13 protein-coding genes are annotated in these 26,645 nt (G+C 58.6%); 4 read left to right on the top strand and 9 right to left on the bottom strand.

What is annotated here, in order from left to right; translation table 11 throughout:
- Window positions 1–466 precede the first annotated feature (466 nt).
- Entirely contained in the window at window positions 467–8,968 is an 8,502-nt protein-coding gene (locus FS819_RS15900; RefSeq protein ID WP_156548139.1) for a glycoside hydrolase family 94 protein, read from the top strand.
- Window positions 8,969–9,054: 86 nt separating this feature from the next.
- Here FS819_RS15900 and FS819_RS15895 read toward each other — a convergent pair whose 3' ends face one another.
- From FS819_RS15895 to FS819_RS15885, 3 genes are all read right to left on the bottom strand, one after another.
- Window positions 9,055–10,431: an MFS transporter gene (locus tag FS819_RS15895; RefSeq protein ID WP_156548138.1), complete on the bottom strand. Its 1,377-nt coding sequence runs from the start codon at window positions 10,429–10,431 to the stop codon at window positions 9,055–9,057.
- Window positions 10,432–10,502: 71 nt separating this feature from the next.
- A complete protein-coding gene (locus tag FS819_RS15890) occupies window positions 10,503–15,323 on the bottom strand; it encodes an NAD-glutamate dehydrogenase (protein WP_234624565.1) in 4,821 nt (1,606 codons plus the stop codon).
- Complete coding sequence (locus FS819_RS15885; protein WP_234624564.1) at window positions 15,302–15,493, bottom strand: hypothetical protein; 192 nt, start codon at window positions 15,491–15,493, stop codon at window positions 15,302–15,304. Before FS819_RS15885 ends, FS819_RS15890 begins: the two co-directional genes overlap by 22 nt.
- A gap of 67 nt (window positions 15,494–15,560) precedes the next feature.
- Here FS819_RS15885 and pdxY point away from each other — a divergent pair, with 67 nt between their 5' ends.
- Entirely contained in the window at window positions 15,561–16,439 is an 879-nt protein-coding gene (gene pdxY, locus FS819_RS15880; RefSeq protein ID WP_156548135.1) for a pyridoxal kinase PdxY, read from the top strand.
- Window positions 16,440–16,510: 71 nt separating this feature from the next.
- A complete protein-coding gene (locus tag FS819_RS15875) occupies window positions 16,511–17,152 on the top strand; it encodes a carbonic anhydrase (protein ID WP_156548134.1) in 642 nt (213 codons plus the stop codon).
- A 113-nt stretch (window positions 17,153–17,265) separates the two neighbouring features.
- Here the strand turns inward: FS819_RS15875 and FS819_RS15870 are convergent, their stop codons facing one another.
- From FS819_RS15870 to FS819_RS15860, 3 genes are all read right to left on the bottom strand, one after another.
- Window positions 17,266–19,122 carry a di-heme-cytochrome C peroxidase gene (locus tag FS819_RS15870; RefSeq protein WP_234624563.1) on the bottom strand — a complete coding sequence of 619 codons (1,857 nt, stop codon included), beginning with the start codon at window positions 19,120–19,122 and terminating at the stop codon, window positions 17,266–17,268.
- A gap of 218 nt (window positions 19,123–19,340) precedes the next feature.
- The gene (locus tag FS819_RS15865; protein WP_070166222.1) at window positions 19,341–20,159 is read right to left on the bottom strand and encodes a lytic murein transglycosylase; all 819 of its coding nucleotides are present in this window, start codon (window positions 20,157–20,159) and stop codon (window positions 19,341–19,343) included.
- 128 nt (window positions 20,160–20,287) lie between these two features.
- On the bottom strand, window positions 20,288–21,322 hold the full coding sequence (locus tag FS819_RS15860; RefSeq protein WP_015917578.1) for an aspartate-semialdehyde dehydrogenase: 1,035 nt from the start codon (window positions 21,320–21,322) through the stop codon (window positions 20,288–20,290).
- 498 nt (window positions 21,323–21,820) lie between these two features.
- Here FS819_RS15860 and FS819_RS15855 point away from each other — a divergent pair, with 498 nt between their 5' ends.
- The gene (locus FS819_RS15855; RefSeq protein ID WP_197434102.1) at window positions 21,821–23,704 is read left to right on the top strand and encodes an MFS transporter; all 1,884 of its coding nucleotides are present in this window, start codon (window positions 21,821–21,823) and stop codon (window positions 23,702–23,704) included.
- Window positions 23,705–23,771: 67 nt separating this feature from the next.
- Here FS819_RS15855 and FS819_RS15850 read toward each other — a convergent pair whose 3' ends face one another.
- From FS819_RS15850 to leuD, 3 genes are all read right to left on the bottom strand, one after another.
- Window positions 23,772–24,578, bottom strand: a complete 807-nt coding sequence (locus FS819_RS15850) for a phosphatase PAP2 family protein (protein WP_156548131.1) — start codon at window positions 24,576–24,578, stop codon at window positions 23,772–23,774.
- 136 nt (window positions 24,579–24,714) lie between these two features.
- Entirely contained in the window at window positions 24,715–25,827 is a 1,113-nt protein-coding gene (gene leuB / locus FS819_RS15845) for a 3-isopropylmalate dehydrogenase (protein WP_015917575.1), read from the bottom strand.
- 175 nt (window positions 25,828–26,002) lie between these two features.
- Window positions 26,003–26,608 (bottom strand): 3-isopropylmalate dehydratase small subunit, encoded by a 606-nt coding sequence (gene leuD / locus FS819_RS15840; RefSeq protein WP_156548130.1) that lies wholly within the window; start codon window positions 26,606–26,608, stop codon window positions 26,003–26,005.
- Window positions 26,609–26,645: the final 37 nt, after the last annotated feature.

Raw genomic sequence — 26,645 nt, 5'->3', positions numbered from 1 at the left:
CATTGGAGAAAAAGAGAGACATAGTTAACCTAAAATGTGGATGGTCTGTTTCCGATTCGCAAGCTCCGCCTCGGGCAGAGGGTCTTGGATTTGTTCTCGCTGGATTTATAGAGGGAGACCCTAACACCCGTTCAGCTTCGGTTCAAACTGAGCATTGCAGGGTGGCAGACTAGGATGAACAGTCGTGCCGACAAAACTGTCTGGACGACATCAACTGCAAAAGACAGGCAGATGGATGAGCCCAAACGAAGGAAGTGGTTATCACCGTGAAACTCTGTTTAGAGCATGTCCACCCGTCTTACTGCCGGATTACCTGGCCTGACCAAGCCTTTTTTAAGAGGCGTGTCATGGCCGCATTGATTTTCCCGCAGCCGCGGGCCTTTCCCTAGGCCCGGTTGCGCATATGTAAGTGCTGCATCCACCCCATGCGGCAGATTTCACTCTTGCTGGTAACAGATTCGAAAACATGTCCCCATCTATGACGCAATCCACAGCGCCACGCGATACAGAAACCCGCAATATCGATCATAACGATTCGATCCGGGCTACTTATCTGACAATCGATGAGTTGCAGGAGAAATCCAAGGCTCTCGCCACTTCGGTGATGAGCACGCTTCCGGGTTTCTTCGATTTCGATTTCTTCGCCCGGCATAAGGAAAACGAGCGGGAAATCCTGCGCGTCTATCGCACCACCGCCGCCGATGTCGAGGCGGGTGCGACGATTACGCCCGCTGCCGAATGGCTGCTGGACAATCACTACATTATCGAAGAAGCGATCCAGGAAGTCCGCCGCGACTTTCCCAAGAAATTCTATCGGCAATTGCCGACCGTCAAGGTCGGCGACCGGATCATTCCCCGCGTCATGGCGCTGGCCTGGCTCTATGTGGCTCATACTCATTCCACAGTGACGCGCGAAAGCATGACGGCGCTGGCGGAAGGCTATCAGTCCGAGCATTCGCTTGAAATCGGCGAATTGTGGGCCCTGCCCTCCATGGTGCGCTTCGTGCTGGTGGAAAACCTGCGGCGTATTTCGACCCGGGTGGAAAAATCCCGGCAGATGCGGCGCAAGGCCAATGAAGCCGCCGATGAAATCGTCCGGCTGAATGATGAGGCCGCCTGCCGCGAATATTTGAAGCAGCTGGAATCACTTGCCGACGACAATACATTCGCGACGCAGTTTCTGTACCGTCTGCGCAACGGTTCGCAGACATCCGCCGTTGCCGTCAGCTGGCTGGAGAAGCGGTTGGAGGCCAATGGCCGCACCACCGAAGAGGCGATGGCCGCCGAGCATAACCGGCTTTCGTCCGGCAATGTCAGCATGGGCAGCATCATCAAGGGTCTGCGCACCATCGACGATACCGAATGGTCGGTCTGGGTCGAAGAGGTCAGCCATGTCGACAAGATCCTGCGCAGCCATAGCGATTACGAAGCGCTGGATTTCGGTTCGCGCAACAGCTACCGCAACACGATTGAAAAGTTGGCGCGCCGTTCCGACAAGAGCGAACTGGAGATAGCCCAGATCGCCATCGATCTGTCGAAGGCCGCCGCCTCAACCGGTGATCTCTCCGATGCGCCGTCCAATGTCGGCAGCGTGTTGGTGGGGGCGCAGAAGGAGGCGCTGGAGCGCGCGGTCGGATACCGCGTGCCTGCGCATATTGCGGTCACCCGCAGCTTCAAGCGGTTGCATTGGTTGGCCATCGCCCTGCCTGTTCTGGCGCTGACGGCATTGGCGCTGGCGCTTGTTGCCTGGTACCTGTCTTACGCTGGCCTTTCGGTGCCGCTGATCACGCTTCTTGTCGTGCTGTTTGCCCTGCCGGCATCTGAAGGCGCGACCGGCCTGTTCAACACGCTGTCCACCTTTGTTCTGAAGCCGGCCCGTCTGGTCGGCTATGAGTTCAAGGAGGGCATTCCAGACGATGCGCGTACGCTGGTTGCCGTTCCCTGCATGATCTCCAAGCGTGACCATGTCGATGAACTGGTGCGCAATCTGGAAGTCCATTACCTGACCAATCCGCGTGGAGAAGTCTATTTCGCGTTACTCAGCGACTGGCCGGATGCCAAGGTCGAGGAGACCGAAGCCGATCTCGAGGTGCTGGAATATGCCAAGCGGGAAATGGCTGCGCTGAACGCCCGCTACAACGAAGATGGCAAGACCCGCTTCTATTTCCTGCATCGCCGCCGTCTGTTCAATCCCCAGGAAGACTGCTGGATGGGGTGGGAGCGCAAGCGCGGCAAGCTGCATGAACTGAACATGCTTTTGCGTGGCGACAAGGATACATCCTACCTACCGGGCGCTAATACGGTGCCTGATGGTGTGCAATATGTGATGACGCTGGACGCCGACACCCGGCTGATGCGCGATGCCGTGACCAAGATGGTCGGCAAGATGTATCATCCGATCAACAGGCCAGTGCACGACCCGGTAACCGGTCGTGTGGTCAGCGGCTATGGGATTCTCCAGCCGCGCGTCACCCCCTCGCTGACAACAGGCAAGGACGCCTCGGTGTTCCAGCGGGTGTTTTCGATCAATCGCGGTCTCGATCCTTACGTCTTCACCGTATCTGATGTCTATCAGGACATTACCGGCGAAGGCAGCTTCACCGGTAAGGGCCTTTACCATGTCGACGCCTTCGAGCGGGCCATCAAGGGCCAGATCGACGAGAATACCGTTCTTAGCCATGACCTTCTCGAAGGCTCGTTTGCCCGCTGCGCGCTGGTGACCGATGTCGAGCTGGTCGAGGATTTCCCGACCCGTTACGAAGTGGAAATTTCCCGCCAGCATCGCTGGGCGCGCGGCGACTGGCAGTTGCTGCCTTATATCCTCGATCCAAAGCGTGGCATTACCTCGCTTGGCCGCTGGAAAATGGTCGATAACCTGCGCCGGTCGCTGACCCCGATTGCCTGGTTCGCCGCGTCCGTCATCGGCTGGTTCGCCATGAGCCCGATCGACACGCTGATCTGGCAATTGTTGCTGATCTTCTCCCTGTTCGTTGCGCCAACCATTTCTTTGATCAATGCGCTCGTGCCACGTCAGACGGATATCGTCCCAAGCGCGCATTTCCAGTCGCTCTGGGCCGATTTGCGCGGCGCCAATGCGCAGGTGGCGCTGCGGATCGTGTTCATCGCCGATATGGCCTGCATGATGGCTGATGCCATTGTGCGCTCGATGTATCGTCTGCTGGTTAGCCGCAAGCTGCTGCTGGAATGGCGCACCGCCGCCAGCATTCAGTCCGTGGCGCAAGGCAGCATTCCCACCTATTACCGCACGATGCGCTATGCACCGACGTTGGCCCTCATCGCCTTCGGTCTGTCGGCCTATGAAGCCGGTTATGGCGCGCTGATTGGCCTGCCCTTCACGCTGATGTGGGTGCTGTCGCCGCTGGTTGCCTGGTATGTCAGCCAGTCCGCTGAAACGGAAGACCGGCTGCTGGTGCCGGAAGAAACCGTCATTGAACTGCGCCGCATCGCGCGTCGCACCTGGCGTTACTATGAGACCTTCGCCAATGCCGGTGAACATTTCCTGCCGCCGGACAATTTCCAGGAAACGCCGGAACCAGTGGTGGCACGGCGTACCTCGCCGACCAATATCGGCGTCTACCTGTTGTCGATTGTCTCGGCCCGGCATTTCGGCTGGCTCGGTTTCGAGCAAACCATCGAAAAGCTGGAACAGACCATCGGCACCGTCGAAAAGATGGACAAGTTCCGGGGCCATCTTTACAACTGGTATCATACCGATACGCTGAAATCGCTCGGCAACCGTTATATTTCGGCGGTCGATAGCGGCAATCTTGCCGGCCATCTGATTGCAATTTCATCTGCCTGCCGCCATTGGGCCGAAGCGCCTTCCGCTCATCTCCAGGGCAGCCTCGATGGCATCGGCGATGTCGGCGGTATCCTGATGGAAGCGCTGAAGGAACTTCCCGACGACCGCAAGACCGTGCGCCCGTTGCGCACCCGTCTCTATGAGCGGATCATCGGCTTCAACAATGCGCTGGCGTCAGTTAAGCGTGAGCATGAGTTCGCCTCGATCCGGGTGATCAACCTCGCCGTCTTGGCGCGCGACATCCAGAAGCTGGCCGCCAATCTTCACCACGAGCTGCGCTCTGACAAGAGCACGGACCTGTTGCGTTGGAGTGAGGCGCTGGTGGCGGTCTGCGAATCCCATATCGCCGATAGCGCCTTCGACCTGTCCAACATCGAGCCGCTGCGTCAGCGTTTGGCCAGCCTGCGTGACCGCAGCCGCGATCTCGCGTTCTCGATGGATTTCGCCTTCTTGTTCCGTAAGGAACGGCGTCTGCTCTCCATCGGTTATCGCGTCGAGACCATGGAACTGGATGAGGCGTGCTACGACCTTCTGGCCTCTGAAGCCCGTCTGACCTCGCTGTTTGCCATTGCCAAGGGCGATCTGCCCACCGAGCATTGGTACAAGCTGGGCCGTCAGGTCGTGCCGATCGGCTCGCGTGCGGCGCTGGTGTCCTGGTCCGGTTCGATGTTCGAATATCTGATGCCGCCGCTGGTCATGCAGGAACGGCAGGGGGGTATTCTGAACCAGACGAACAACCTGATCGTCAAGGAACAGATGAACCACGGCAAGCGCCTCAATATCCCCTGGGGTATTTCGGAAGCGGCCTTCAACGCCCGCGACCATGCGCTCGCCTATCAATATACCAATTTCGGCGTGCCCACCCTCGGCTTGAAGCGCGGCCTCGGTCAGAACGCGGTCATCGCCCCCTATGCGTCGATTCTTGCCAGCCAGTACGATCCGAAGGCTGCGGCTGAAAACCTGAAAAAGCTCCGGGCGCTTGGCGCGCTTGGTGCCTATGGTTTCCATGACGCTGTCGATTTCACCCCGACCCGTGTGCCGAAGGGCAAGACCTGCGCGGTCGTCTACAATTACTATGCCCACCATCACGGCATGTCGATTGCGGCGATTGCCAACGTCACCTTCAACGGCTTGTTGCGCGAACTCTTCCACGCCGATCCGGTGATCGAGGCGGCAGAACTGCTGTTGCAGGAAAAGGCACCGCGCGAAATCCCTGTGATGAGCGCCAAATACGAGCCGCAGACCCCCGGCAAGGGCCAGGCCGACTTGCTGCGTCCGGAAATCCGCACCATTACCGATCCGCTCTCCAAGGACCGCGAACTGGTTCTGCTGTCGAACGGCCATTATTCGGTGATGCTGACGGCCACCGGTTCCGGCTTCTCGCGCTGGAATGGCCTGTCCGTTTCCCGCTGGAAGGCCGATCCGACCGAAGACCGCAACGGCACCTTCATCTTCTTGCGCGATACGGCGTCGGGCGAATGGTGGTCAACGACCGCTGCGCCGCGCCGTGCGGCTGAAGAAAAGACCCGCGTCGTCTTCAGCGATGACAAGGCCGAATTTACGAAGTCCGTCGGTGATATCACTTCGACTGTCGAATGCGTTGTCGCCACAGAGCATGACGCCGAAGGCCGTCGTGTCACCCTGCTCAACACCGGCACCGAGGATCGCTTCATCGAAGTGACCTCCTATATGGAGCCGGTTCTGTCGAGCGACGACAACGACAACGCCCATCCTGTCTTCTCGCGGATGTTCGTGAAAACCGAACTGGGCCGCAAGGGCGACGTGATCCGCATCGAACGCAACAAGCGCTCGCCGAGCGATCCGGATATCTGCGTGGCGCATCTGGTCTCCGATACATCGGGACCGGGCCGCAATACCGAATTCGAGACTGACCGCTACAAGTTCATCGGTCGCGGTCGCACGCTGGCCGAGGCTGCGGCCTTCGATCCGAATGCGGTTCTGTCGGGTTCGGACGGGTTTACGCTCGATCCAATCGCCAGCTTCCGCCGCGTATTGCGCGTTCCCGCCGGCAAAAAGGTCAGCGTGGTCTATTGGACCATTGCAGCACCGAGCCGTCAGGAAGTGGATGTGGCCATCGAACGCTATCGTCATCCCGATGCCTTCAACCATGAAATGCTGCATGCCTGGACCCGCACCCAGGTCGAGATGCGCCATATCGGCATCACCTCGCAGCAGGCGGCGGCCTTCCAGCAGCTTGGTCGCTACCTGGTCTATCCCGACATGCATCTGCGGGCCGATCCGGAAACCGTGCGCGCTGGCCTTGCCTCGCAATCGGCGCTGTGGCCAAACTCGATCTCCGGCGATTATCCGATCTTCGCGGTGCGCATCAATGACGAGATGGACACCGAAGTGGTCCGCGAAGCTTTGAGTGCCCAGGATTATCTGCAACGCCACGGCGTCGTCACCGATGTCGTGATCCTCAACGAGCGGGCTGCATCCTATGCGCAGGACATGCAGCATGCCCTGGAACAGTTGGCTGAAGGCATGCGCACCAAGCAGGCCGAAGGCGGCCAGCAGCATGTGTTTGCGGTGCGTCGCGACCTCATGGACGAGAGCGGCTGGAATGCCGTGCTTGCCGCCGCCCGCGTCGTGCTCCATGCCCGCAATGGCAAGATCACTGATCAGGTGACCCATGCCGCCGAGCTGTTTGCAGCGCCGCGCGGTGTGGATGCCATTGATGCCGACTGGTATCCGCCGGTGCCGGTCATGGCTGGCCGTGCCGATCATGGTGCGCCTGCAATCGATGGCAGCGATCTGGAATTCTGGAACGGCTATGGCGGCTTTGCCGCCGACGGTGCCGAATATGTGGTGCGGCTTGGCCCCGGTCAATCAACACCGCAGCCGTGGATCAACGTGATCTCCAACGACAATTTCGGCTTCCATATCGCAGCCGAAGGCTCGGGCTTCACCTGGAGCCGCAATTCGCGTGACTATCAGCTGACGCCATGGTCGAACGATGCCGTTACCAACCGCACCGGCGAGGCCTTCTATGTGGCCGATCTCGACAGCGGCGAAGTCCTCAGCCCGATCTCGGCAGCCAGCAACCGTCAGGATGTGGTGTATGAAACCCGTCACGGTCTTGGCTATTCGGTATTCTCCACCGAAGCTGCTGGACTTGCCGTCGAGCTGACGGTCACGGTCGATCAGGTCGAGCCGGTCCGCTTTACCCGGCTTACAATCCGCAATACCGGCGATAGCGCTCGTCGTCTGCGCAGCTACGGTTATGTCGAATGGATTCTCGGCAACAATCCGCAGAAGACGGCTGCCTTTGTGCTGCCATCCCATGATGCGGAAACCGGGGCGCTGATGGCGACCAACCCCTATAGCATCGACTATTCGGGTCGCTTCGCCTTCCTGACCGCCGTGGAAACGGCATCGGGCTTTGCCTCCAGTCGCCGCGAATTCATCGGTCGGCATGGCGATATCAAGATGCCGCAGGCCGTGGCCAAGGGCTCGCCACTGTCCGGCTCCATCGATCCGGAAGGCGATCCGTGCGCGGCACTGGCCTTCGACATCACCTTGCAGCCGGGCGAAGAAGCATCCGTCACCTTCCTGCTGGGCGATGCCGAGAGCATGGAACAGGCCCGCAGCGTGATTGCGGCTGCCAAAGCCAAGGGCTTTGACGGTGCACTGGCCGAGGCCAAGTCCTTCTGGGGTGATTTCACCGGCCATATCAAGGTGAAGACCGGCGACAAGGCCTTTGACCATATGGTCAATCACTGGCTGCCCTATCAGACGCTGGCCTGCCGCATCAAGGCACGTGCCGGTTTCTATCAGGCATCGGGCGCCTATGGTTTCCGCGACCAGTTGCAGGATAGCCTGGCCTTCCTGCTCTACAGGCCGGAACTGGCCCGCGACCAGATCCTCAACGCTGCTTCACGGCAGTTTAAAGAAGGCGACGTGCAGCATTGGTGGTTGCCGCAGAACGGTGCTGGTATTCGCAGCACAATCTCCGATGACGTGGTCTGGCTGGCCTATGCTGTCCATTCCTATGTTACGGCCACCGGCGACAAGGCGATCCTGGATACAGACGTCAGCTTCCTCGATGGTCCGACGCTGGCACTCGGTCGCCACGACGCCTTCTTCAAGCCGGAGATTTCCGCTGAAAAGGCGCCGCTCTATGAACATGCGGCCCGGGCGCTCGATCTCGCCATCACTCGCACTGGCACCAACGGTCTGCCGCTGATCCTTGGCGGTGACTGGAACGACGGCATGAACCGGGTCGGCGTTGCCGGACGCGGCGAAAGCGTCTGGCTCGGCTGGTTCCTGGCCAATGCGTTGACGGTGTTCACGCCCTTTGCCGAGGAGCGCAAGGACTCAGCCCGCGTCAAGGCCTGGGCGAAATACCTGAAGAGCCTGAAGGCCGCGCTGGAAAAAGCCGGTTGGGATGGCGATCACTATCGCCGTGGCTATTTCGACGATGGCGATCCGTTGGGCTCCGATCAGTCGGACGAATGCCGGATTGATGCTATCGCCCAGTCCTGGTCGGTTCTGTCTGGCTTTGCCGAGCCGGAGCGCCAGCAGCAGGCTATGAACTCGGTGGTCGGACGGCTGATCGATGATGAAGTGGGGATCGTTCGCCTCTTCACCCCACCGTTCGAAAAGAGCCGTCTGGACCCGGGCTACATCAAGTCCTATCCGCCAGGCGTGCGCGAAAACGGCGGTCAATATACCCATGCGGCGATCTGGACGGGTCTGGCTCTTTCCAAGCTTGGCCGCAATGACGAAGCCTGGAAAGTGTTCTCGATGCTGAACCCGGTTCATCATGCCGAGACCACGGATGAAGCTGATCGTTATCGGGTCGAGCCCTATGTCGTGGCAGCCGATGTCTATGGCGGCCCAGGCTATGAAGGGCGTGGTGGCTGGACCTGGTATACGGGCTCGGCTGGCTGGCTCTACCGCTTCGCACTGGAAGGCTTCCTCGGCATCCACCGTCAGGGTGAGGGCATCAGCCTGAAGCCTGCCCTGCCATCCAGCCTTTCCTCCTATGAGGCAGAGGTCAGCATCGGCGGCAAGGCCGTGGCCATCACCGCAAGCCGCAAGGCCGATGGTTCCGGTTACGAGGTGACGGCCAATGGCGCAGCGGTGACTGAAAAGGACGGGGCTTTCGCTATAAGCCTGTAAGGCCTTCATTATCTGAAACAAAAAACCGGCTGAGAGTGATCTCAGCCGGTTTTTTTATGCAGTATTCAGATTTGAAGCTGGATTTTTCAGTTCTTCTTATCTGCCGGGTAGGGCGTTGCCAGCAGCAGGACCAGCCCAACGCCGAGAAAGATGACCAAGCTCGCCATGCCCGCCCGTGATGAGTCCGTGGCGGTGGTGATCAGGGAAAATGACAGGGTTGCCATGAAGCTGGTGGCGCGGCCTGACAGCGCATAGATGCCGAAATAACGGCCTGCTTCCTCAGGAGCGATGCTGCGGGCGAGGTAGGAGCGGGACGAGGCCTGAACCGGGCCGAAGGCAAGGCCGATCAGGATGCCGTAGAGAATATAGACTTTTTCCGCCGCCGTGCCGAACAGGCCGCCGGTACTATCAGGCGAAAGCGGTATCAGACCGAAGGCGGTGAAGCTTGGGCCGGTGGAAATAATGCCGAAGGTGGCCGTCAAAAGCAGGATCAGGCTGATGACCACCATGGTTTTCGAACCAAGCGCCGCATCCAACCGGCTGGCAAGGGCGCAGCCGAAAATGGCGATGACATTGAGAATGATGCCGTAAATGCCGATTTCCATCGTTGACCAGCCGAACATCCCGGCGGCAAACACCCCGCCAAGGATCAGCAGGCCGTTGACGCCGTCCTGATAGATCATCCGGGCAATGAGAAACCTGAGGATACCCGCTCGGTGCCGCACCTCGCGCAGTGTGGCCTTGAGGTCGGTAAGCCCGGCTCTCACGGCTTTTCCAAGCGGATCGCCCTTCTTTTGGTCGGGTGTGAAGAAGAACATTGGCAGGATGAACAGCAGATACCAGAGCGCTGAGACCGGCCCGGTGACGCGGGCATCCTCGCCCGTCGCGGCGTCCAGACCGAACAGCGGCGTGTTGCCCAAAATGGTCTTGCCGCTTTCAGGATTTGCGGCGACGAACAGCACGACGGCAATCAGCACGATCATCCCGCCGAGATAGCCGAGCCCCCAGGCCATATTGGAAATCCGCCCGACATCCTTGGCGCTCACCAGCCTCGGCATCATCGAATCGTTGAAGACGATGGAGAATTCGGCGGCGATCGAGGCAAGGCTGAACAGCACCAGCGGAAAGATTACCGGAGAGCCAGGAACGGCCTCCCAGAGCAGCAGCAGACAGGTGATCTTGATGACAGCAAAGAAGGCGATCCAGGGCTTGCGTGAGCCGCTGCGGTCGGCAATGGCGCCCAGAACCGGAGAGAGCAGGGCGATGACCACGGAGGCGACGGTGGCGGCATTGCTCCAGGCGGCTTGCGCGCTGACGGGGTCGCTGGTGAAGCGGGAGACGAAATAGGGACCGAAAATAAAGGTCGTGACCACCGTGAAGAAGGGCTGGGCGGCCCAATCGAACAGCATCCAGCCCCATATGCCGGATCTGCTGGTCTGCCTTGTCTGCGCATCTGATTGCATTGTCGTGCCTGTCGCCGCCGATGATCTCGGCGGCGACACTGGCATTATCTCATGACAGCTTCAATGGGCCTTCACGCAGCGCCTTGGGCGATGTCCGTCAGCAGGCTGGCGGCAACGGTCAAGCGCGACAGGCTCGGATCACCTTCCGTGAGCGCGATCAACTCGCTGCCCAATCTGTTGATCCGCAACGCATCCGCAGACCGCCAGGCGGCAACCGGATCGCGGCTGTCCCCGTGCTGGGTCAGGGCCTGGACGATGATATTGCGTCGCGCCTTCAGCACCAGATCCAGGCTGCGCAGTCGGGCCAGGCTGTCGTAATGGTCGCTGGTCGGGATTTTTTCGACCGACGACAGCAGCCTGCCAATCCGGAAGATTTCGCTGACCTTGTAATAACCTTCCGTTGCCTTTTGCAGGCTGGCCTCGGCCCGAAGTGCGACAGAAATCACCTCTGGGGTGACCGTCAGGCTCCACAATTCGGCGAGGTCCTCGGCCAGATCCTCCGGCACGCCCGCAGCGGTCATCGTGCTGGCCTCGGCACTGATCTGCGCTGAGAAATCGGCAGGCGTGACCGAGCGGCTGAAGCCCTTGAAGGATTTGATCGCGCTTTTCAACTTGCGCACCACATCCGACAGGTCACCGGCGGCCAATCGCGTATCAATGGCCAGTTTGGTGAAGACGCGGTAGACCGTGGCAACCCGTTGGTAGAGATCGTTCTGCGCTTCGCCGGAAATTTCCCCGTCCAGGGCATCGATCCGGTCCCAATAGGCCCGCAGATCCAGCCCATCGCGGGTCAGAAGAGCGGCTCTGGCGATATCCTCGGCTGTCGCGCCAGTGGCGTCGCTCATCCACGCCATGAAGCCGGGGCCGCCACGGTTGATGATGTGGTTGGCAAGCACGGTGGCGATGATTTCACGATGCAGCCGATGGCCAGCAATGTCATCGGCGTAACCCCGGCGCATTTTCTTCGGGAAGTAATTGCTGAGAATGCTGGCGCAATAGGGATCGTCAGGCAGGCTGGTTTCGACCAGATCGTCGAACAGCGAGATCTTGGCATAGGACAGAAGCACACCGATTTCCGGTCGTGTCAGCGATTGACCGCCAGCGTAGCGCTCGGCCAGTGCAGCATCATCCGGCAGGGTTTCGACCTTGCGGTTCAGCCGGCCAGAAGCCTCTAATACGGTCATCAACCGGGACAGCTCGTCACGATTACCGCTGCCCTGGCGTGCCACCAGCGAAATCGCCAGGGATTGGAGGTAGTTGTTGCGCAGCACCAGCTCGCCGACCTCCTCGGTCATCGAGGCCAGCAGTTTGTTGCGCGCCGGGAGATCGAGGCGACCGCTTGATACCGCCGTTGACAGGGCAATCTTGATATTGACCTCGACGTCGGAGGAATTGACGCCCGCCGAATTGTCGATGGCGTCGGAATTGCAGCGTCCGCCCTTCAGCGAAAAGGCGATGCGGCCCTTCTGGGTGACGCCGAGATTGGCGCCTTCGCCGATCACCTTGGCACCGACCTCATCCGCCGTAATGCGGATTGGGTCGTTCGCACGGTCGCCAACCTCGGCATCGGTTTCCGACAGCGCCTTGATATAGGTGCCGATACCACCGAACCACAGCAGATCGACCGGCGCCTTCAGGATCGCGGTCATGATTTCAAATGGTGTCGCCACTTTCTTGGCTAGGCCAATTGCCTCGGCGGCTTGCGGGGTCAAGGTGACGGATTTTTCCGTCCGCGAAATGATCATCCCGCCCTTGGACAGCAATGTCTTATCGTAATCCTGCCAGCTGGAGCGGGCGAGCCCGAACATCCGCTTGCGTTCCTGGAAGGATTTTTCCATGTCCGGATCGGGGTCGATGAAAATATCCCGGTGGTCGAAGGCACCGATCAACCTGATCTTGCGTGACAGCAGCATGCCATTGCCGAACACGTCGCCCGACATGTCACCAACGCCTGCGACCGTGAAGGGCGTCTTCTGGATATCGACACCCATTTCGCGGAAATGCCGCTTGGCAGCTTCCCAGGCGCCGCGGGCGGTGATGCCCATTTTCTTGTGGTCATAGCCAGCGGAGCCGCCGGACGCGAAGGCATCGTCCAGCCAGAACCCGGCCTCGCGGGCCAAACCGTTGGCCGTATCGGAAAAGGTTGCCGTGCCTTTGTCGGCGGCGACGACGAAATAGGGATCATCTCCATCCAGCCGCACCGTATCAGCGGGGGCGACGACCGCGCCATCCCTGATATTGTCGGTGATCGACAGCAGCGTGCGGATATAGGTCATATAGGCTTCACGGCCCATCCGCAGGTAGTCTTCACGGTTGGCGGGGCTTGGCAATTGCCGGGGAAAAAAGCCGCCCTTGGCGCCAACAGGCACGATTACCGCATTCTTGACCTGCTGCGCCTTGACGAGGCCGAGCACTTCGGTGCGGTAATCCTGGGCGCGGTCCGACCATCGCAGGCCGCCACGGGCGACCTTACCGAAGCGCAGATGCACGCCCTCGACCTCCACCCCATAGACAAACATTTCCCGGAACGGACGCGGTTGCGGCAGGCCGTCCAATTGCTGCGGGTCGAATTTGAAAGCCAGCATTGGCTTGACATTGCTGCTGCTGTTTTTCTGCGAAGAGGGGCTTTTCTGGAAATAATTGGTGCGAAGGGTCGAATCAACAGCGTTCTGGTAACGCCGCAAGATACGGTCCTCATCCAGGCTCGGCACGGAGGCGAGCGCCGTCTCAATACCGTCGCGCAGTTCCGCCAGTTTGCGCGGACGCGATTTTTCAGAAAGCTTCGGATCGAAAGACTGGTGGAACAGGGTGAAGAGATCGGCGGTGATCTCAGGATATTTGTTCAGTGTTTCGGCAATATAGGTGAGGGAATAGACCAGGCCCGCCTGGCGCAGATAGGCCGCATAGGCGCGCAGAATAGCCACTTCGCCGACATTCAGCCCGGTGCTCAGCACCAGCCGGTTGAAGGCATCGTTATCGACCACGCCGTTGAACACAGCGAGGAATGTGGCCTCCACGCGGGCGCCATGCCGGGCAATGTCGAACTCCTGGCCAGCACGAACCGCCAGCTCCATGTCATGCAGCACCACCAGCTGTTCCCCGGTCTTGCCAGCGGCTTGGCCAGTACCCTTGACGGTAATGTCGAAGGTTCGCTCGCTGACGACACTGAAGCCGAGATTTTCCAGCAGCGGCACGCGCCGCGACAGCGGCAGGTGATGACCGGCGTGGAACACTTTGAGATAAAGCGTCTGGCCTTCCGCCGTCTGGCGATTGTGGAAGGCGATGGAGGCTTTCGCGCCGGACAGGCAGGTCTGGATATGGCTGAGATCGGCGACGGTTTCTTCCGGTGAGAATGCATCCTCGAAAGCGCGGCTGACGACCAGTTGCGGTGATTTTGGCGGCGCAAGGCTGGCGAAGCGGTCATCCCATCGGGCGGTAATCGCCTTGACCGCCTCTTCCAGCTTGTTCTGGGCGATACGCGGTGTCTTGCCTTCCGAACGGCCGATGATGAAATGCACCCGCGCCACGCCACCTTCCGGGAAAGCCGGATAATAGGCCGAGAGACGGCCATCGTAGACATTGGTGAAATAGGCGCCGATCTTCTCGCGCACCAGCGAGTTATATTCCTCGCGGGGTACGAAAACCAGCAATGAGACGAAACGGTCGAAATGGTCGATGCGTTGCAGCACGCGCACCCTTGGCCGCTCGCTCAGATCCATGATCTGCTCGCAGAAGCGCGAAAGCGTTTCGGTATCGATCTGGAACAGGTCATCGCGGGGATAGGATTCCAGCGTGTTCTGCAATATCCGCCCGGAATGGCTCAAAGGGTCGAAATTGAACTGTTCGGTGACCTTTTCGACCTTGGCGCGCAGCAGAGGAATGTGATTGACGGAATGGGTATAGGCGGTGGCTGTGAACAGGCCGACGACCCGCAATTCACCGACAACCTTGCCCGAAGCATCGAAGCGTTTGATACCGATATAATCCATATAGGCGCGGCGATGCACCACGGATTTCACATTGGCCTTGGTGACGATCAGGTCATCTGTCCCTTGAAGAAAGGCTAGAATTTCCGGGGTGGTCGTCACCGCATTGCGGCCCTGGCGCAACACCAGAACATTGGGATCGGAGAGGATGCCCAATCCCCGGCCCTTGTCGCGCTCCAGCTTGGCGTTCGCGCCTTCGCCGGAATAGAGATATTCGCGCATGCCGAGGAAGGTGAAGTTATCGTCGCGCAGCCATTCGAGAAAGGCGATGGCTTCAGCTCGTTCCGTCTTGCGTTTGACATTGGCCTGTTCTGTCAATTCGGCCATGGCGCTGTCCAGCAGCGAGATCATCGGCTGCCAGTCGTTGGAAACAGTGCCAACTTGGGCAACGACGGATTGTAGCCGTTCCGCAAGCCCTTTGGCTTGATCTTCGTTCAAGGGCGCCAGATGCAGCTGGATATAGCTGACCCGGTCGCTGGCCTCGGTCTGAGTGTCGGCGAGTGCCCAGCGGCCCTCCGTCTGGACCAGAATGGGGTGGATGGTGAGATGAATGTCACGGAATTGGCTCGTGACCTCGCCCATGACAGAATCGTAGAGAAACGGCTTGTTGCGGTCGACGATGGACAGCACGCTGAGGCTTGCACCATCGGCGGCGATGCCTTCGACCGGGGCAATGCGCACCTGCGCTCCCTTCTCCTGCCTGTCTTGCCCCTGCCAGTCTTGCAGATCCTGGCTGGCGCGAAGCGCTGCGGCCCGAAGCATCGCGGCATCGTAATGCTGTAGATCGTCATCGCTGGCACGTCCGAACAAGGCAGCCGGATCGATGAGGCCGGGCTGGTTTTCTCCGGCTGTTGATCTGGCAAGCTCAAAGAGCTGGTCCCGTTTTACCCGTTTTGCTGCAACCACGACTTTCCTCCAAGGCATTTTGCTGCGGTATCATCGTCACTGTGCACCACCAGTGATTTCAGAATCATATCTGTTAGGGCAAATGTGGGTTCCACAAGCCGAATTTTTGTTTTTTTCATTTTTCTGAAGACAAAATCCCAAAAAGCGGTCGAATTTTCGCTGACAGCCATCAAAATTTGACAAAATGACCTCAAAAGCGTCGAGTAGGATCACACGTTCACGAGGTTTCATCCGTCCATGTCCGAAAGCCCAGTCGGTGCTGTTATCGCCATTTCCAGCCATGTCATTCGCGGATCGGTCGGCAATCGTGCCGCCGTCTTCGCGCTTGAAAGTCTTGGCTTCCCGGTCTGGTCCATGCCAACTGTGGTCTTGCCCTGGCATCCGGGTCATGGTCCTTCCACCCGGATGAGCTTTCCCGACGACGTCTTCGATGCGGCCATTGATGATCTGATCCGCGCGCCATGGCTGTCCGAGGTCAAGGCAGTCATGACGGGTTATTTCGGTAGCGCGCGCCAGCCGCTTGCGGTTGCTCGGCTGGTTCAGGCGTTGAAGCAGCAAAATCCTGATCTCGTTTATCTCTGCGATCCTGTCATCGGCGATCTGCAAGGCCTCTACGTTCCGGAGGCAACGGCGGTTGCGATCCGCGATCACTTGATCCCACTGGCCGATATCGCCACGCCCAACCGCTATGAACTGGCCTGGATGGCCGGTGCCGGGCTGGAAACCAATGCCGCGATTATCGATGCGGCCCTGTCGCTCGGGCCGTCGCTGATGGCCGTCACCTCGGCTGTTCCGATGATGACGGGCAGTATCGGCAACCTGCTCCTGTCGAACCGCAATGCGCTTCTGGCCGAACACCGGGCGATGGACGGGGTGCCGAATGGGTTGGGCGATCTGTTTTCGGCGCTGCTTCTGGCCAGGCTTCTCCAAGAGCACAGCGAGGAAAAGGCCCTGCAACTGGCGACAGCCAGCGTATACGAGGTGCTGGCCCGCTCGCTGAAGCGCCAGAGTGACGAACTGACCCTGGAGCAGGACCAATCGAGCCTGATCACGCCGATGGCGTTGGTGCAAATTCGCAGACTGCTGCATCCGGCCAGCAGGCCAGTTCGCCCATGACGTGTGAAGGCCGCGGATACTGGTGGTTTTCCTTGCTTGTCAACCGTGCTGCGCCGCGATAATCCAGAGCTATGACAGATTTTCCAGCCTCCCTTCTCGCCGGTTACAGCAACTTCATGAACGGCCGCTACAGCGACGAGCGGGACCGGTATCGCGTTTTGGCCGAGCAGGGCCAGAACCCCAAAACCATGATTGTCGCCTGTTGCGATTCCCGATCGGCCCCTGAAACCATCTTCGACTGTGGTCCGGGTGAATTGTTCGTGGTGCGCAATGTCGCCAATATGGTGCCGCCCTATGAGCCGGACGGCCAATATCACTCAACCTCTGCGGCGCTCGAATTTGCCGTCCAGGCATTGAAGGTCGAGAACATCATTGTCATGGGGCATGGGCGCTGCGGTGGTATCCGCGCTGCATTGGACCCGGATTCCGAGCCGCTGTCTCCTGGTGATTTCATTGGAAAATGGATGAACCTGATCAAGCCTGCCGCCGAGCAGCTTCAGAATGCTTCTGTCATGACCGATGCTGAGCGCCAGACGGCCATGGAGCGGATCTCTATCCGCAATTCTATTGAAAACCTGCGCACCTTTCCCAATGTCCGGGCTTTGGAAGAGGAGGGCAAGCTGGCCATCCATGGTGCCTGGTTCGATATCTCCAACGGCGAATTATGGGTAATGGACCCTGAAAGCCGCGATTTTCGACGGTTGGACCCGTAATTTTGGTCGGAAAAATGTCGCCTAACGTCAATGTATTAAAGGCTTGAGAGCCTCTTCTATGCAGCGGGACCGGATAAACCGGTCCCGTTGTTTGTTTTCAGTGGCGTATTTTATTACAGCGTCTTCAGATATTCGAGCAGTGCCACCTTGTCATTGTCGGACAGGTCGGTGCCGAACTCGTGGCCGCAGCGGCTATTGCCGGAATTTCGGTTACTGCAATCCGTTGTCTGCGTGATCGTATTCAACCCGGTTTGCGTGGCGGCGATGCCGACGAGCTTCGGGTCATAATCGGCACCGACAGCGAATTTCTGCGGTCTCTGGGCGGTCGATTTCAGCAGATCGGCAAGGGTTGGAACTGAACCGTTGTGCAGATAAGGCGCCGTCGCCCAAATGCCGTAGAGAACCCGGGACTCGTATTTGAATTCGGTGGTGGGAGAATTCGACGAATCCGGTGCCTGGCCAGCTGTGGTTCCGGTCGCTTTGAGCGCGGCATTTGCCCTTGCGGTGGAGATTTTTGCCTGGACCGCAGCCAATGTCTGACCCTGCGAGCGAGGGAAGGCATTCTTCAATTCCCTGAGATCCGAGGACAGGTTGAGCTCTGGCAGCTTCGATTCGAACGCATCGTCGATGGCGCTCTGCAACAACGGAAATTTCAGGTCGCGCAGATCGAAAATGCTCTCGGCATAATGCTGTAGAATGCTGCCTTCGACCGCAACGGTCAGAATATCGATGGACGGTGAGGTTGCGGCGAGTTTGTCGTTGGCGAAGGGAATGCGGGCGCCGGTCATCACACCGGGTGATGCTGTCCAGTTCATGACATTATATTCACGGCTATCAGTTCCGACATCCACCAGGGGTGTGGCCCAGGTGGCATTACCGAGCGAGGGCGTGCCGGGCTTCTGTCCATGGCAATCGAAACAACTGCTGCCATTTCCATTGGTACCGCGCCAAGTGTTGAAAAGTGTCTCGCCTTTGCTGGCAAGCGTCGCATCGACGGGAAAGGGGTATTTGGGCGGCCCCATCTGCTTGATCAGATCCTCCAAAGTGCTGAGCCCATCAAAGTTGAGGGAGTTACCCTTCAAATAATCATAGCCGAGCAGCGACCATTTTTCCTTGGTGGGTTCGAAAACACCGAACACCCCATAGACTTCACCCACATTGCGCGCCAAGCCCAGAATATCGCTGCCATTGGCGGCAAAGCCTGGCCATTGGGTCCGGTCCTGGATGGCGGCATTCCACAGGAACGGATAACGGACCGGGGCATCGGCGGGCTGGATATTGTCTTCTATCAACCGTGATGGCGGCGGACCGAGATCAAGGCCCGTGAGCCGGTTGAAGATCATGCCTACTGCGTCCAGTCGGCCAACACCCCAACTGTCATGGGGAACGCCCTTGCTGACGATAGCATGGTAGCGTTGTGCCCAAAGCGTAAAATCGACCTGAAATTGCGCGCGGCTGCTAGGATCTTGATAGTCTGTTCCCAGCACCGTCTTGGCAAAACGATCAAAGGCGGCGGGATCGACGACGAGTTTCTGTGTGGCTGCATCCAGATCCAGCAAGAAGCTATGAAAATCGGAGAGTGCTGGCCCGCCATCAATGCGGTATCGGATGTTGGAAACGGCAATTTCCCTCGTGTGGCAGGCGGCGCAAGTCATGCCCACCTCCTTGCGGGAATCCGGTCCCGTTACGGTAAAACCAACCGGAAGCCCGTTATTGGGGCCATCCATTGTCAGATAGCCATATCGCGCCAGATTATCGGCGAGAAACGGCGTGCCATCCGGTAAGGTGAGCGCCTGCATCCAGGAAAGCGGCATCAGGCGCGATCCCTGGTCCTGGGTGTAATAGATCGCTCGATCCATGGCGGACCAATTCTTACCCTGATCCGTATAGACAAGGCTCTGGGCGCTGGCCGAGCCAGCGATAAGACAGAGTATTGCGGCAAGTGATGATGCGACTTTGATATTTTTCACGAAGCCCCCCTCGATCATATCAACCTAAATTTGAAATTTAGAGGGTATTAATGCATGCAATAACTGATATTGCAACCAATAAGATAATTATCAAATTAGTACACTTCTAAGCAAAAAGGCGGTGCATTTTTCAATGCTCCGCCCTTCATTCATGAATTGTTGTAATCTATAGAAACGAAGCGAAAACCATGCCGGTTTTCTCCATCGTGCGATAGGTCTCAGGGTGCGTCGATCTGCTTGCCGATATAGGCAATCGCCTGCTGGTAGACCGTTGCTGCATTCCAGCCGCCGATGGCGGAGAAATTCGGCTCGCCCGGCTGATAGCCAAGGCCTGGCTGCCAGCCGTGGCCTTTCAGGAAATTAGCCGTAGACGATAGGGCATCGGCGCGGGAATGGATGAGGTCAATATGGCGGTCGCCGTCGCCATCGACGCCATAGAGCGTGACGTTTTTCGGCAGGAACTGCGTCTGGCCGATTTCGCCATGGGCAGCGCCACGGGAGTTTACGTCCAGATCGCCATCGGCCACCAGCTTCAAGGCGGCGTAAAGCTGCTCACGGAAATAATCGCTGCGGCGGCAATCGTAGGTCAGGGTTGAGACAGCGGACAGCGTGTGTTCGTTGCCCATGTAGCTGCCAAACCCGGTTTCCATGCCCCAGATGGCGATGATCGGGCCAGCTGGAACACCGAAACGCCGCTCGATGCTGGCGAAAAGTGGTGCATTGGCTCTTTTCATCGACTTACCGCGGCTGATGATGGTTTGCCCACCGCGCTTTTTCATGAATTCATCGAAGGAGAGCTTGAAGCTCTTCTGGCCGCGATCGGCCCGGATGGTCGGGACATTGTAGCGGACATTGGCAAAGGAGCGGTCGAGAACCGATTGGCTGATGCCACGGCCCGCTGCTTCCTGCTTGAAGCCTTCCACCCATTGTTCGAAACCGGCGGACGTATTGCCGCATTGGGCGGCATTTGCAGCCTGTGCTGTCGCCATTGTGGCGAGAGCCGTGAAAGCTAAGGCAAAAAACGTCCTGGTTCGCATCGATACCTCGTCTGGAAAAGGGAAGGGGGGCAGCCGCCTTTCGGCTGCATCCGGCTTATCGGCATTCAAGCCGGGCAAGGCAAAACGGCTGAGCGCGGTTGCGTCCAGCCGTTGCCGAAATCCGGTCTTCAGGCTGCCAGGGCCTTTGGCTTGATCAAGCCGCGATTGACCAGCAATTCAGCGATCTGCACGGCATTGAGAGCCGCGCCCTTGCGCAGATTGTCGGAAACGACCCAGATATTCAGGCCGTTTTCAACCGTGGCGTCCTCGCGGATCCGGGAAATATAGGTGGCATCTTCGCCAGCGCATTCGACGGGGGTGATGTAGCCGCCGTTCTCATGCTTGTCGATCACCAGGCAACCCGGTGCTTCACGCAGGATATCGCGGGCCTGGTCAGGAGAAATTTCCCGCTCGAACTCGATATTGACCGATTCCGAATGACCGATGAACACGGGAACGCGCACGGCTGTGCAGGTCACGCGGATCTTCGGATCGAGCATCTTCTTGGTTTCGGCCAGGACCTTCCACTCTTCCTTGGTATAGCCATCTTCCATAAAACTATCGATATGGGGGATGACGTTGAAGGCGATCCGCTTGGTGAACTTCTTGGATTCGACCGGATCGGCGACGAAGACGGCGCGGGTCTGGGTGAACAGCTCGTCCATGCCTTCCTTCCCTGCGCCGGACACCGACTGATAGGTGGAAATGACGACGCGCTTGATGGTGGCGAAATCATGCAGCGGCTTCAAGGCAACGACCAGCTGGGCCGTCGAGCAATTGGGATTGGCGATGATGTTGCGGTTCTTGAAGGCGGTGATGGCATCCGGGTTTACTTCCGGCACGATCAGCGGCACATCCGAATCGTAGCGCCAGGCCGAGGAGTTATCGATGACCACGCAGCCCTGGGCACCGATCTTTGGCGACCACTTCTGTGAAATCGTGCCGCCCGCCGACATCAGGCAAAGATCGGTATCGGAAAAATTATAATTTTCCAGATTTTGGACCTTCAGAACCTTGTCGCCATAAGACACTTCCGTGCCTTGCGAACGGGACGAGGCGAGTGCCACGACTTCGCTGACTGGAAAGCCACGCTCGACGAGAATGTTGAGAATTTCGCGACCGACATTGCCGGTGGCGCCTACGACTGCAACTTTGAAACCCATTTTCCTGCTCTCTTTCTGTCTCTCCTCGGTTTTTTGAGGGGGAAGGCGCGTGACCGCGTCTTCCTTGTCCCCGGCCGTGCCGGGGAGAGAGCGGAGGCCAGAGACGTCAGACGGTTTTGGTCGTCGTTTTGGCCTTGGTGGTTGAGGACATGGCAAACGCCATCATCGCCCGGGCAGATCCTGCCGGTTCCAGATGATCAGCACTGTAAAAGCCGAGTGCGCGCATTCCATGATCCTTTCGTCCTTGCCTTTACCGGGTTTTGTGCCGGTGTCAAGAAATTCACGCTGTAAATAGGGGACACATGCGTGCAAATTCCGGAACGGATTGTCCATTTGCATGCCGACGAACCGGCTATAACATTAGACGAAAGTCATAAGCCCAAAGCATGCCTCTCGATTTTCCCTGAATTCTGTCAGTCTGTTGGTAATTCGGAGCCGCGAATTGAGCCTTGGAGGAAGGTGCGCGGCCATCGGAGAACTCGTTCTGGAGGAACAGCAATGGCAAATGCCGCAAGCCTGCATGCCGCGCCGCGCAGCATGACCAAGGAAGAGCGAAAGGTCATCTTCGCCTCTTCGCTCGGCACGGTTTTCGAGTGGTATGATTTTTATCTCTACGGTTCGCTGGCGATTTATATCGGCGCGACCTTCTTTTCCCAATATCCTGAAACCACCCGTAATATTTTCACGCTGTTGGCTTTTGCCGCCGGCTTTCTGGTGCGGCCTTTCGGCGCGCTGGTGTTCGGACGGCTGGGCGATCTTGTCGGGCGAAAATATACGTTTCTGGTGACGATTCTGATCATGGGCGCCTCGACCTTCCTGGTCGGTATTCTACCAGGGTCAGCGACCATCGGCATCGCTGCCCCGATTATCCTGATCATATTGCGCATGTTGCAGGGCCTGGCGCTGGGCGGTGAATATGGTGGCGCTGCGACCTATGTGGCCGAACATGCGCCGCATGGCCGTCGCGGCTTCTATACGTCCTGGATCCAGACCACGGCAACGCTTGGCCTGTTCCTGTCGCTGCTGATCATTCTCGGCATCCAGACGGCCATGGGCAAAGAAGCCTTTGCTGCCTGGGGCTGGCGTCTTCCTTTCCTTCTGTCGGTCATTCTGCTGGGAATTTCCGTCTGGATTCGCATGCAGATGAACGAATCGCCCGCCTTCAAAAAAATGAAGGAAGAGGGCACCCAGTCGAAAGCGCCGATTTCTGAAGCGTTCGGCCAGTGGAAAAATGCCAAGATCGCCATTCTCGCCCTGTTCGGCGCCGTCGCCGGTCAGGCAGTGGTCTGGTATTGCGGCCAGTTCTATGCGCTGTTCTTCCTGCAGAATGTTCTGAAGGTCGATCCACAGGCCGCCAATATCATGGTGGCGATCGCGCTGGCGTTCGGCACGCTGTTCTTCGTGGTCTTCGGCTGGCTTTCCGACAAGATCGGCCGCAAGCCGATCATTATGGCGGGGCTGCTTCTGGCCATGGTGACCTATTTCCCACTGTTCAAGGCGATGACCTGGGCTGGCAATCCGGCTCTGGCACAGGCGCAGGATACGCTGAAGGCAACGGTCACTGCCGATCCCAAGGATTGCAATTTCCAATTCAATCCGACCGGCACGGCAAAATTCACCACCTCTTGCGATATAGCCACGGCGCTTCTGACCAAGAATTCCGTGCCGTATGAAGTGTTGCCCGGTCCGGCTGGCTCGGCTGCGACGGTAAAACTTGGCGATAGTCAGATCGAAAGCTATGACGCCGTCAAGGCTGGCGCCAACGCCAAGGCTCTGGATGCCGCCCTGCAGAAAAAGATCAATGTCGCCCTGCAACAGAATGGTTATCCGCTGGTTCGGGCGCCGGTTCAGGTCCCCGATAGCAAGCTTGACGGCTTTATCGCCGCCAATGCGGAACTGGGTCTGAGTGCCGACACTGCCCGTACTGGTGCCAAGACCATGGTGCCCACGGCAAAGCTCGTCACCGACAAGTTGCTGACCCCGGAAGAGGCAACAGCTGCCGCTGCGCCTGAAATGGCGGTCTATACCGTTGCCAATGGCGGTGCATTCAGGATGGTGGCGGACCCTGCCCAGGTCAAATGGGTGCCGCTGATTGCCGTGCTGACGGTGCTGGTGATCTATGTCACCATGGTCTACGGGCCGATTGCCGCGATGCTGGTGGAGATGTTCCCGACCCGCATTCGCTATACCGGCATGTCGCTTCCCTATCATATCGGCAATGGCTGGTTCGGCGGCCTGCTGCCAGCAACGGCCTTCGCGATGAGCGCGGCCAAGGGCGATATCTATTACGGCCTCTGGTATCCGATCATCATCGCCGGGATGTCCTTCATCATCGGCATGATCTTCCTGAAGGAAACCAAGAACAACGATATCGACGGCTGATCCTCTTCCCGTCACACGTCAAGGCGCCTGGAAATCATTTTCCGGGCGCCTTTCTTGTGCGCTAAGATCACGCCGCAGCCGCAGACAAGGACGGGTCCGGTTCCTGTTGGGGTGTCTGGGCCCTCTGCGGCATGTCATACCGTTGGCCACTATCCTGGATCAGTCTTTGCCGTAGAACGAGATTGCCGTCGGAGGAGAGGCGGAAAACCAGTCCGCGACGGGCAAAGCCGAGCGCTGTGATCCAGGCGAACCAGGCACCGAACCCCAGACCGGCCACCACGTCACTCGGGTAATGCGCACCGACCATCACCCTCGTCATGCCGAGCCAGAGGGCGGCGATGGCAAAACCCAGCCGGTAGCGGGGCGCGATCAGGGCGGCAATCATCATCAGCGCTCCGATGGTGGTGGCGTGGCCAGAGGGGAAGCTTTCAAAGCGCGCTGAATTGGCAAAGGGCAGGAAATCGAAGGCGCCGGTATCGGTGAATTGATCTGGCCGGGCGCGACCGAGGGCGCGTTTCAGCAGGTTTGCCGCAACACCTGAACCTGCGATCGCCACAAAGGCGTAGAATCCGAGCAGGGAGATAAACAGTGCTCGGCAGCGCTCCTCTGCTGTGGTGGCCAATCGTGATTTGGCCGCAGCTTGGACGGCGATCACAAAACTCGCCAAAAGACACCAGTCCGATTGGCCAATGCGGGTCAGGATTGTGGCAAGCCGGTAAAAGAATGGGCAGGTCAGGCGACCAGCATGGCCGATAGCCGTATCGAACAGCAGTGCCATCAACAGCACCAGGCTTGCACCAACCAGCAGGCATAGACGTGTTCGACAGTCGGGGACGCGGTGTCGGCCGGTCTTAATCCTGGTCAGAATTGTCATCGCGACCCCCGTGCGCTGCGTCCCTTATCAGAGAACCAGCACATACAGGCGGATGTCTTCAACTATGTGACACTGCACTCCTGTTCCAGCGCAAGCCTGCGTCTCGCGCTGGAAATCCTTCGATAAACCCGGTCGGTCAGTTCATCAGGGACTGGAATTCGGCGAGGATTGCATCGCCCATTTCGACAGTGCCGACCTGCTTGCAGCCGTCCGCCATGATGTCGCCGGTACGAATGCCCTTGTCGAGCACGTTGGCAATGGCCTTTTCCAGCTTGTCGGCTTCATCGACCATGGCGAAGGAATAGCGAAGGCACATGGCAAACGAGGCGATCATCGCAATCGGGTTGGCAATGCCGCGACCGGCAATATCCGGTGCCGAGCCATGGACGGGCTCATACAGGGCCTTGCGCTTGCCGGTCTTGGCATCCGGTGCGCCAAGCGAGGCGGAGGGCAGCATGCCGAGCGACCCCGTCAGCATGGCAGCCACGTCCGACAGCATGTCGCCGAACAGGTTGTCGGTGACGATGACGTCGAATTGCTTTGGTGCGCGCACCAATTGCATGCCGCCAGCATCGGCCAGCATATGCTCCAGCTTGACGTCGGAGAACTTGGCCTTGTGCAGCGCTGTTACCACCTGGTTCCACAACACGCCTGATTTCATCACATTGCGCTTTTCCATCGAGCAGACCGCATTGCGGCGGGTGCGGGCCAGTTCGAAGGCCACGGCAGAAATCCGCTCGATTTCGTAGGTGTCGTAGACCTGGGTGTCGATGGCGCGCTTCTGGCCATTGCCGATGTCGGTAATGGTCTTCGGCTCACCGAAATAGACGCCACCGGTCAGTTCGCGGATGATCAGGATGTCGAGGCCTTCGACCAGTTCAGGCTTCAGCGAGGAAGCAGAAGCCAGCGCCGGATAGCAGATCGCCGGACGCAGGTTGGCGAACAGTTCGAGGTCCTTGCGCAGCCGCAGAAGACCGGCTTCCGGGCGAACGTCGTACTCGACGGCATCCCATTTCGGGCCACCGACGGCACCGAACAGCACGGCATCTGCTGCCATTGCCTTGGCCATGTCAGCCTCGGAAATTGCTGCCCCATGAGCGTCGTAGGCGCAACCACCCACCAGACCTTCATCGGTCTCGAAACCGGCACCCAGCGCGGAATTCATATAGGAAACGATCTTGCGTACTTCGTTCATGGCTTCAGGCCCAATGCCATCGCCAGGAAGAAGGAAGAGTGTGCGAACTGTCATGAGCCGACCTCGTTTGAAACAGGAGTGCGGCGGTTTTATCGGGCGATCAAGGGCAATTCAAGGACGCCAGCGCTGCTATCGGTACGGTTTGGCCATGCGACATGGCAAAGAAAAAGGCGGAACCTGCGTTCCGCCTTAGCTATGACTGCCACGGGTTGTGGCGAATGACTTCAGATCACGCCCAGGGGCGCGATGCGGCGTTGGACGTCTCGAACGAAGCAATCGCGCTGGATTTTTCCATGGTGAGGCCGATGTCATCGAGGCCGTTCAACATGCAATGGCGCTTGAATTCATCGATTTCAAAGCTGATGCTGCCACCATCCGGGCCGGTGATTTCCTGGCTTTCCAGATCCACGGTCAAGACGGCATTGGAGCCGCGCTGGGCGTCATCCATCAGCTTTTCCAGGTTTTCCTGGCTGACGACGATCGGCAGGATGCCGTTCTTGAAACAGTTATTGTAGAAAATATCGGCAAAGCTGGTGGAGATCACGCAACGGATGCCGAAATCCAGCAGAGCCCAAGGCGCATGTTCGCGCGAGGAACCACAGCCGAAGTTGTCGCCGGCGACCAGGATCTTGGCGTTTTGATAGGCGGGCTTGTTGAGCACGAAATCCGGATTGATCGAGCCGTCCTGATGATAGCGGGCTTCGGCAAACAGGCCTGTTCCAAGCCCAGTGCGCTTGATCGTCTTCAGGTAATCCTTCGGAATGATCATATCCGTATCGACATTGACGACCGGCAGCGGTGCCGCGACCCCGGTGAGCTTCGTGAACTTTTCCATAGACGTTACCTTCACTGGACCTGAATGAGATTGGCTC

The organism is Allorhizobium sp. Av2 (genome assembly GCF_021462805.2).
Lineage (GTDB): Bacteria > Pseudomonadota > Alphaproteobacteria > Rhizobiales > Rhizobiaceae > Allorhizobium > Allorhizobium vitis_G.
This window is presented reverse-complemented; position numbering and strand designations above follow the sequence as displayed.

Coding starts and splice junctions, on each gene's coding strand:
- FS819_RS15900 (WP_156548139.1), top strand. CDS start 467: ATGTCCCCATCTATGACGCAATCCACAGCGCCACGCGATACAGAAACC.
- FS819_RS15895 (WP_156548138.1), bottom strand. CDS start 10,431: ATGCAATCAGATGCGCAGACAAGGCAGACCAGCAGATCCGGCATATGG.
- FS819_RS15885 (WP_234624564.1), bottom strand. CDS start 15,493: ATGGCTGTCAGCGAAAATTCGACCGCTTTTTGGGATTTTGTCTTCAGA.
- pdxY (WP_156548135.1), top strand. CDS start 15,561: ATGTCCGAAAGCCCAGTCGGTGCTGTTATCGCCATTTCCAGCCATGTC.
- FS819_RS15875 (WP_156548134.1), top strand. CDS start 16,511: ATGACAGATTTTCCAGCCTCCCTTCTCGCCGGTTACAGCAACTTCATG.
- FS819_RS15865 (WP_070166222.1), bottom strand. CDS start 20,159: ATGCGAACCAGGACGTTTTTTGCCTTAGCTTTCACGGCTCTCGCCACA.
- FS819_RS15860 (WP_015917578.1), bottom strand. CDS start 21,322: ATGGGTTTCAAAGTTGCAGTCGTAGGCGCCACCGGCAATGTCGGTCGC.
- FS819_RS15855 (WP_197434102.1), top strand. CDS start 21,821: ATGGCAAATGCCGCAAGCCTGCATGCCGCGCCGCGCAGCATGACCAAG.
- FS819_RS15850 (WP_156548131.1), bottom strand. CDS start 24,578: ATGACAATTCTGACCAGGATTAAGACCGGCCGACACCGCGTCCCCGAC.
- leuB (WP_015917575.1), bottom strand. CDS start 25,827: ATGACAGTTCGCACACTCTTCCTTCTTCCTGGCGATGGCATTGGGCCT.
- leuD (WP_156548130.1), bottom strand. CDS start 26,608: ATGGAAAAGTTCACGAAGCTCACCGGGGTCGCGGCACCGCTGCCGGTC.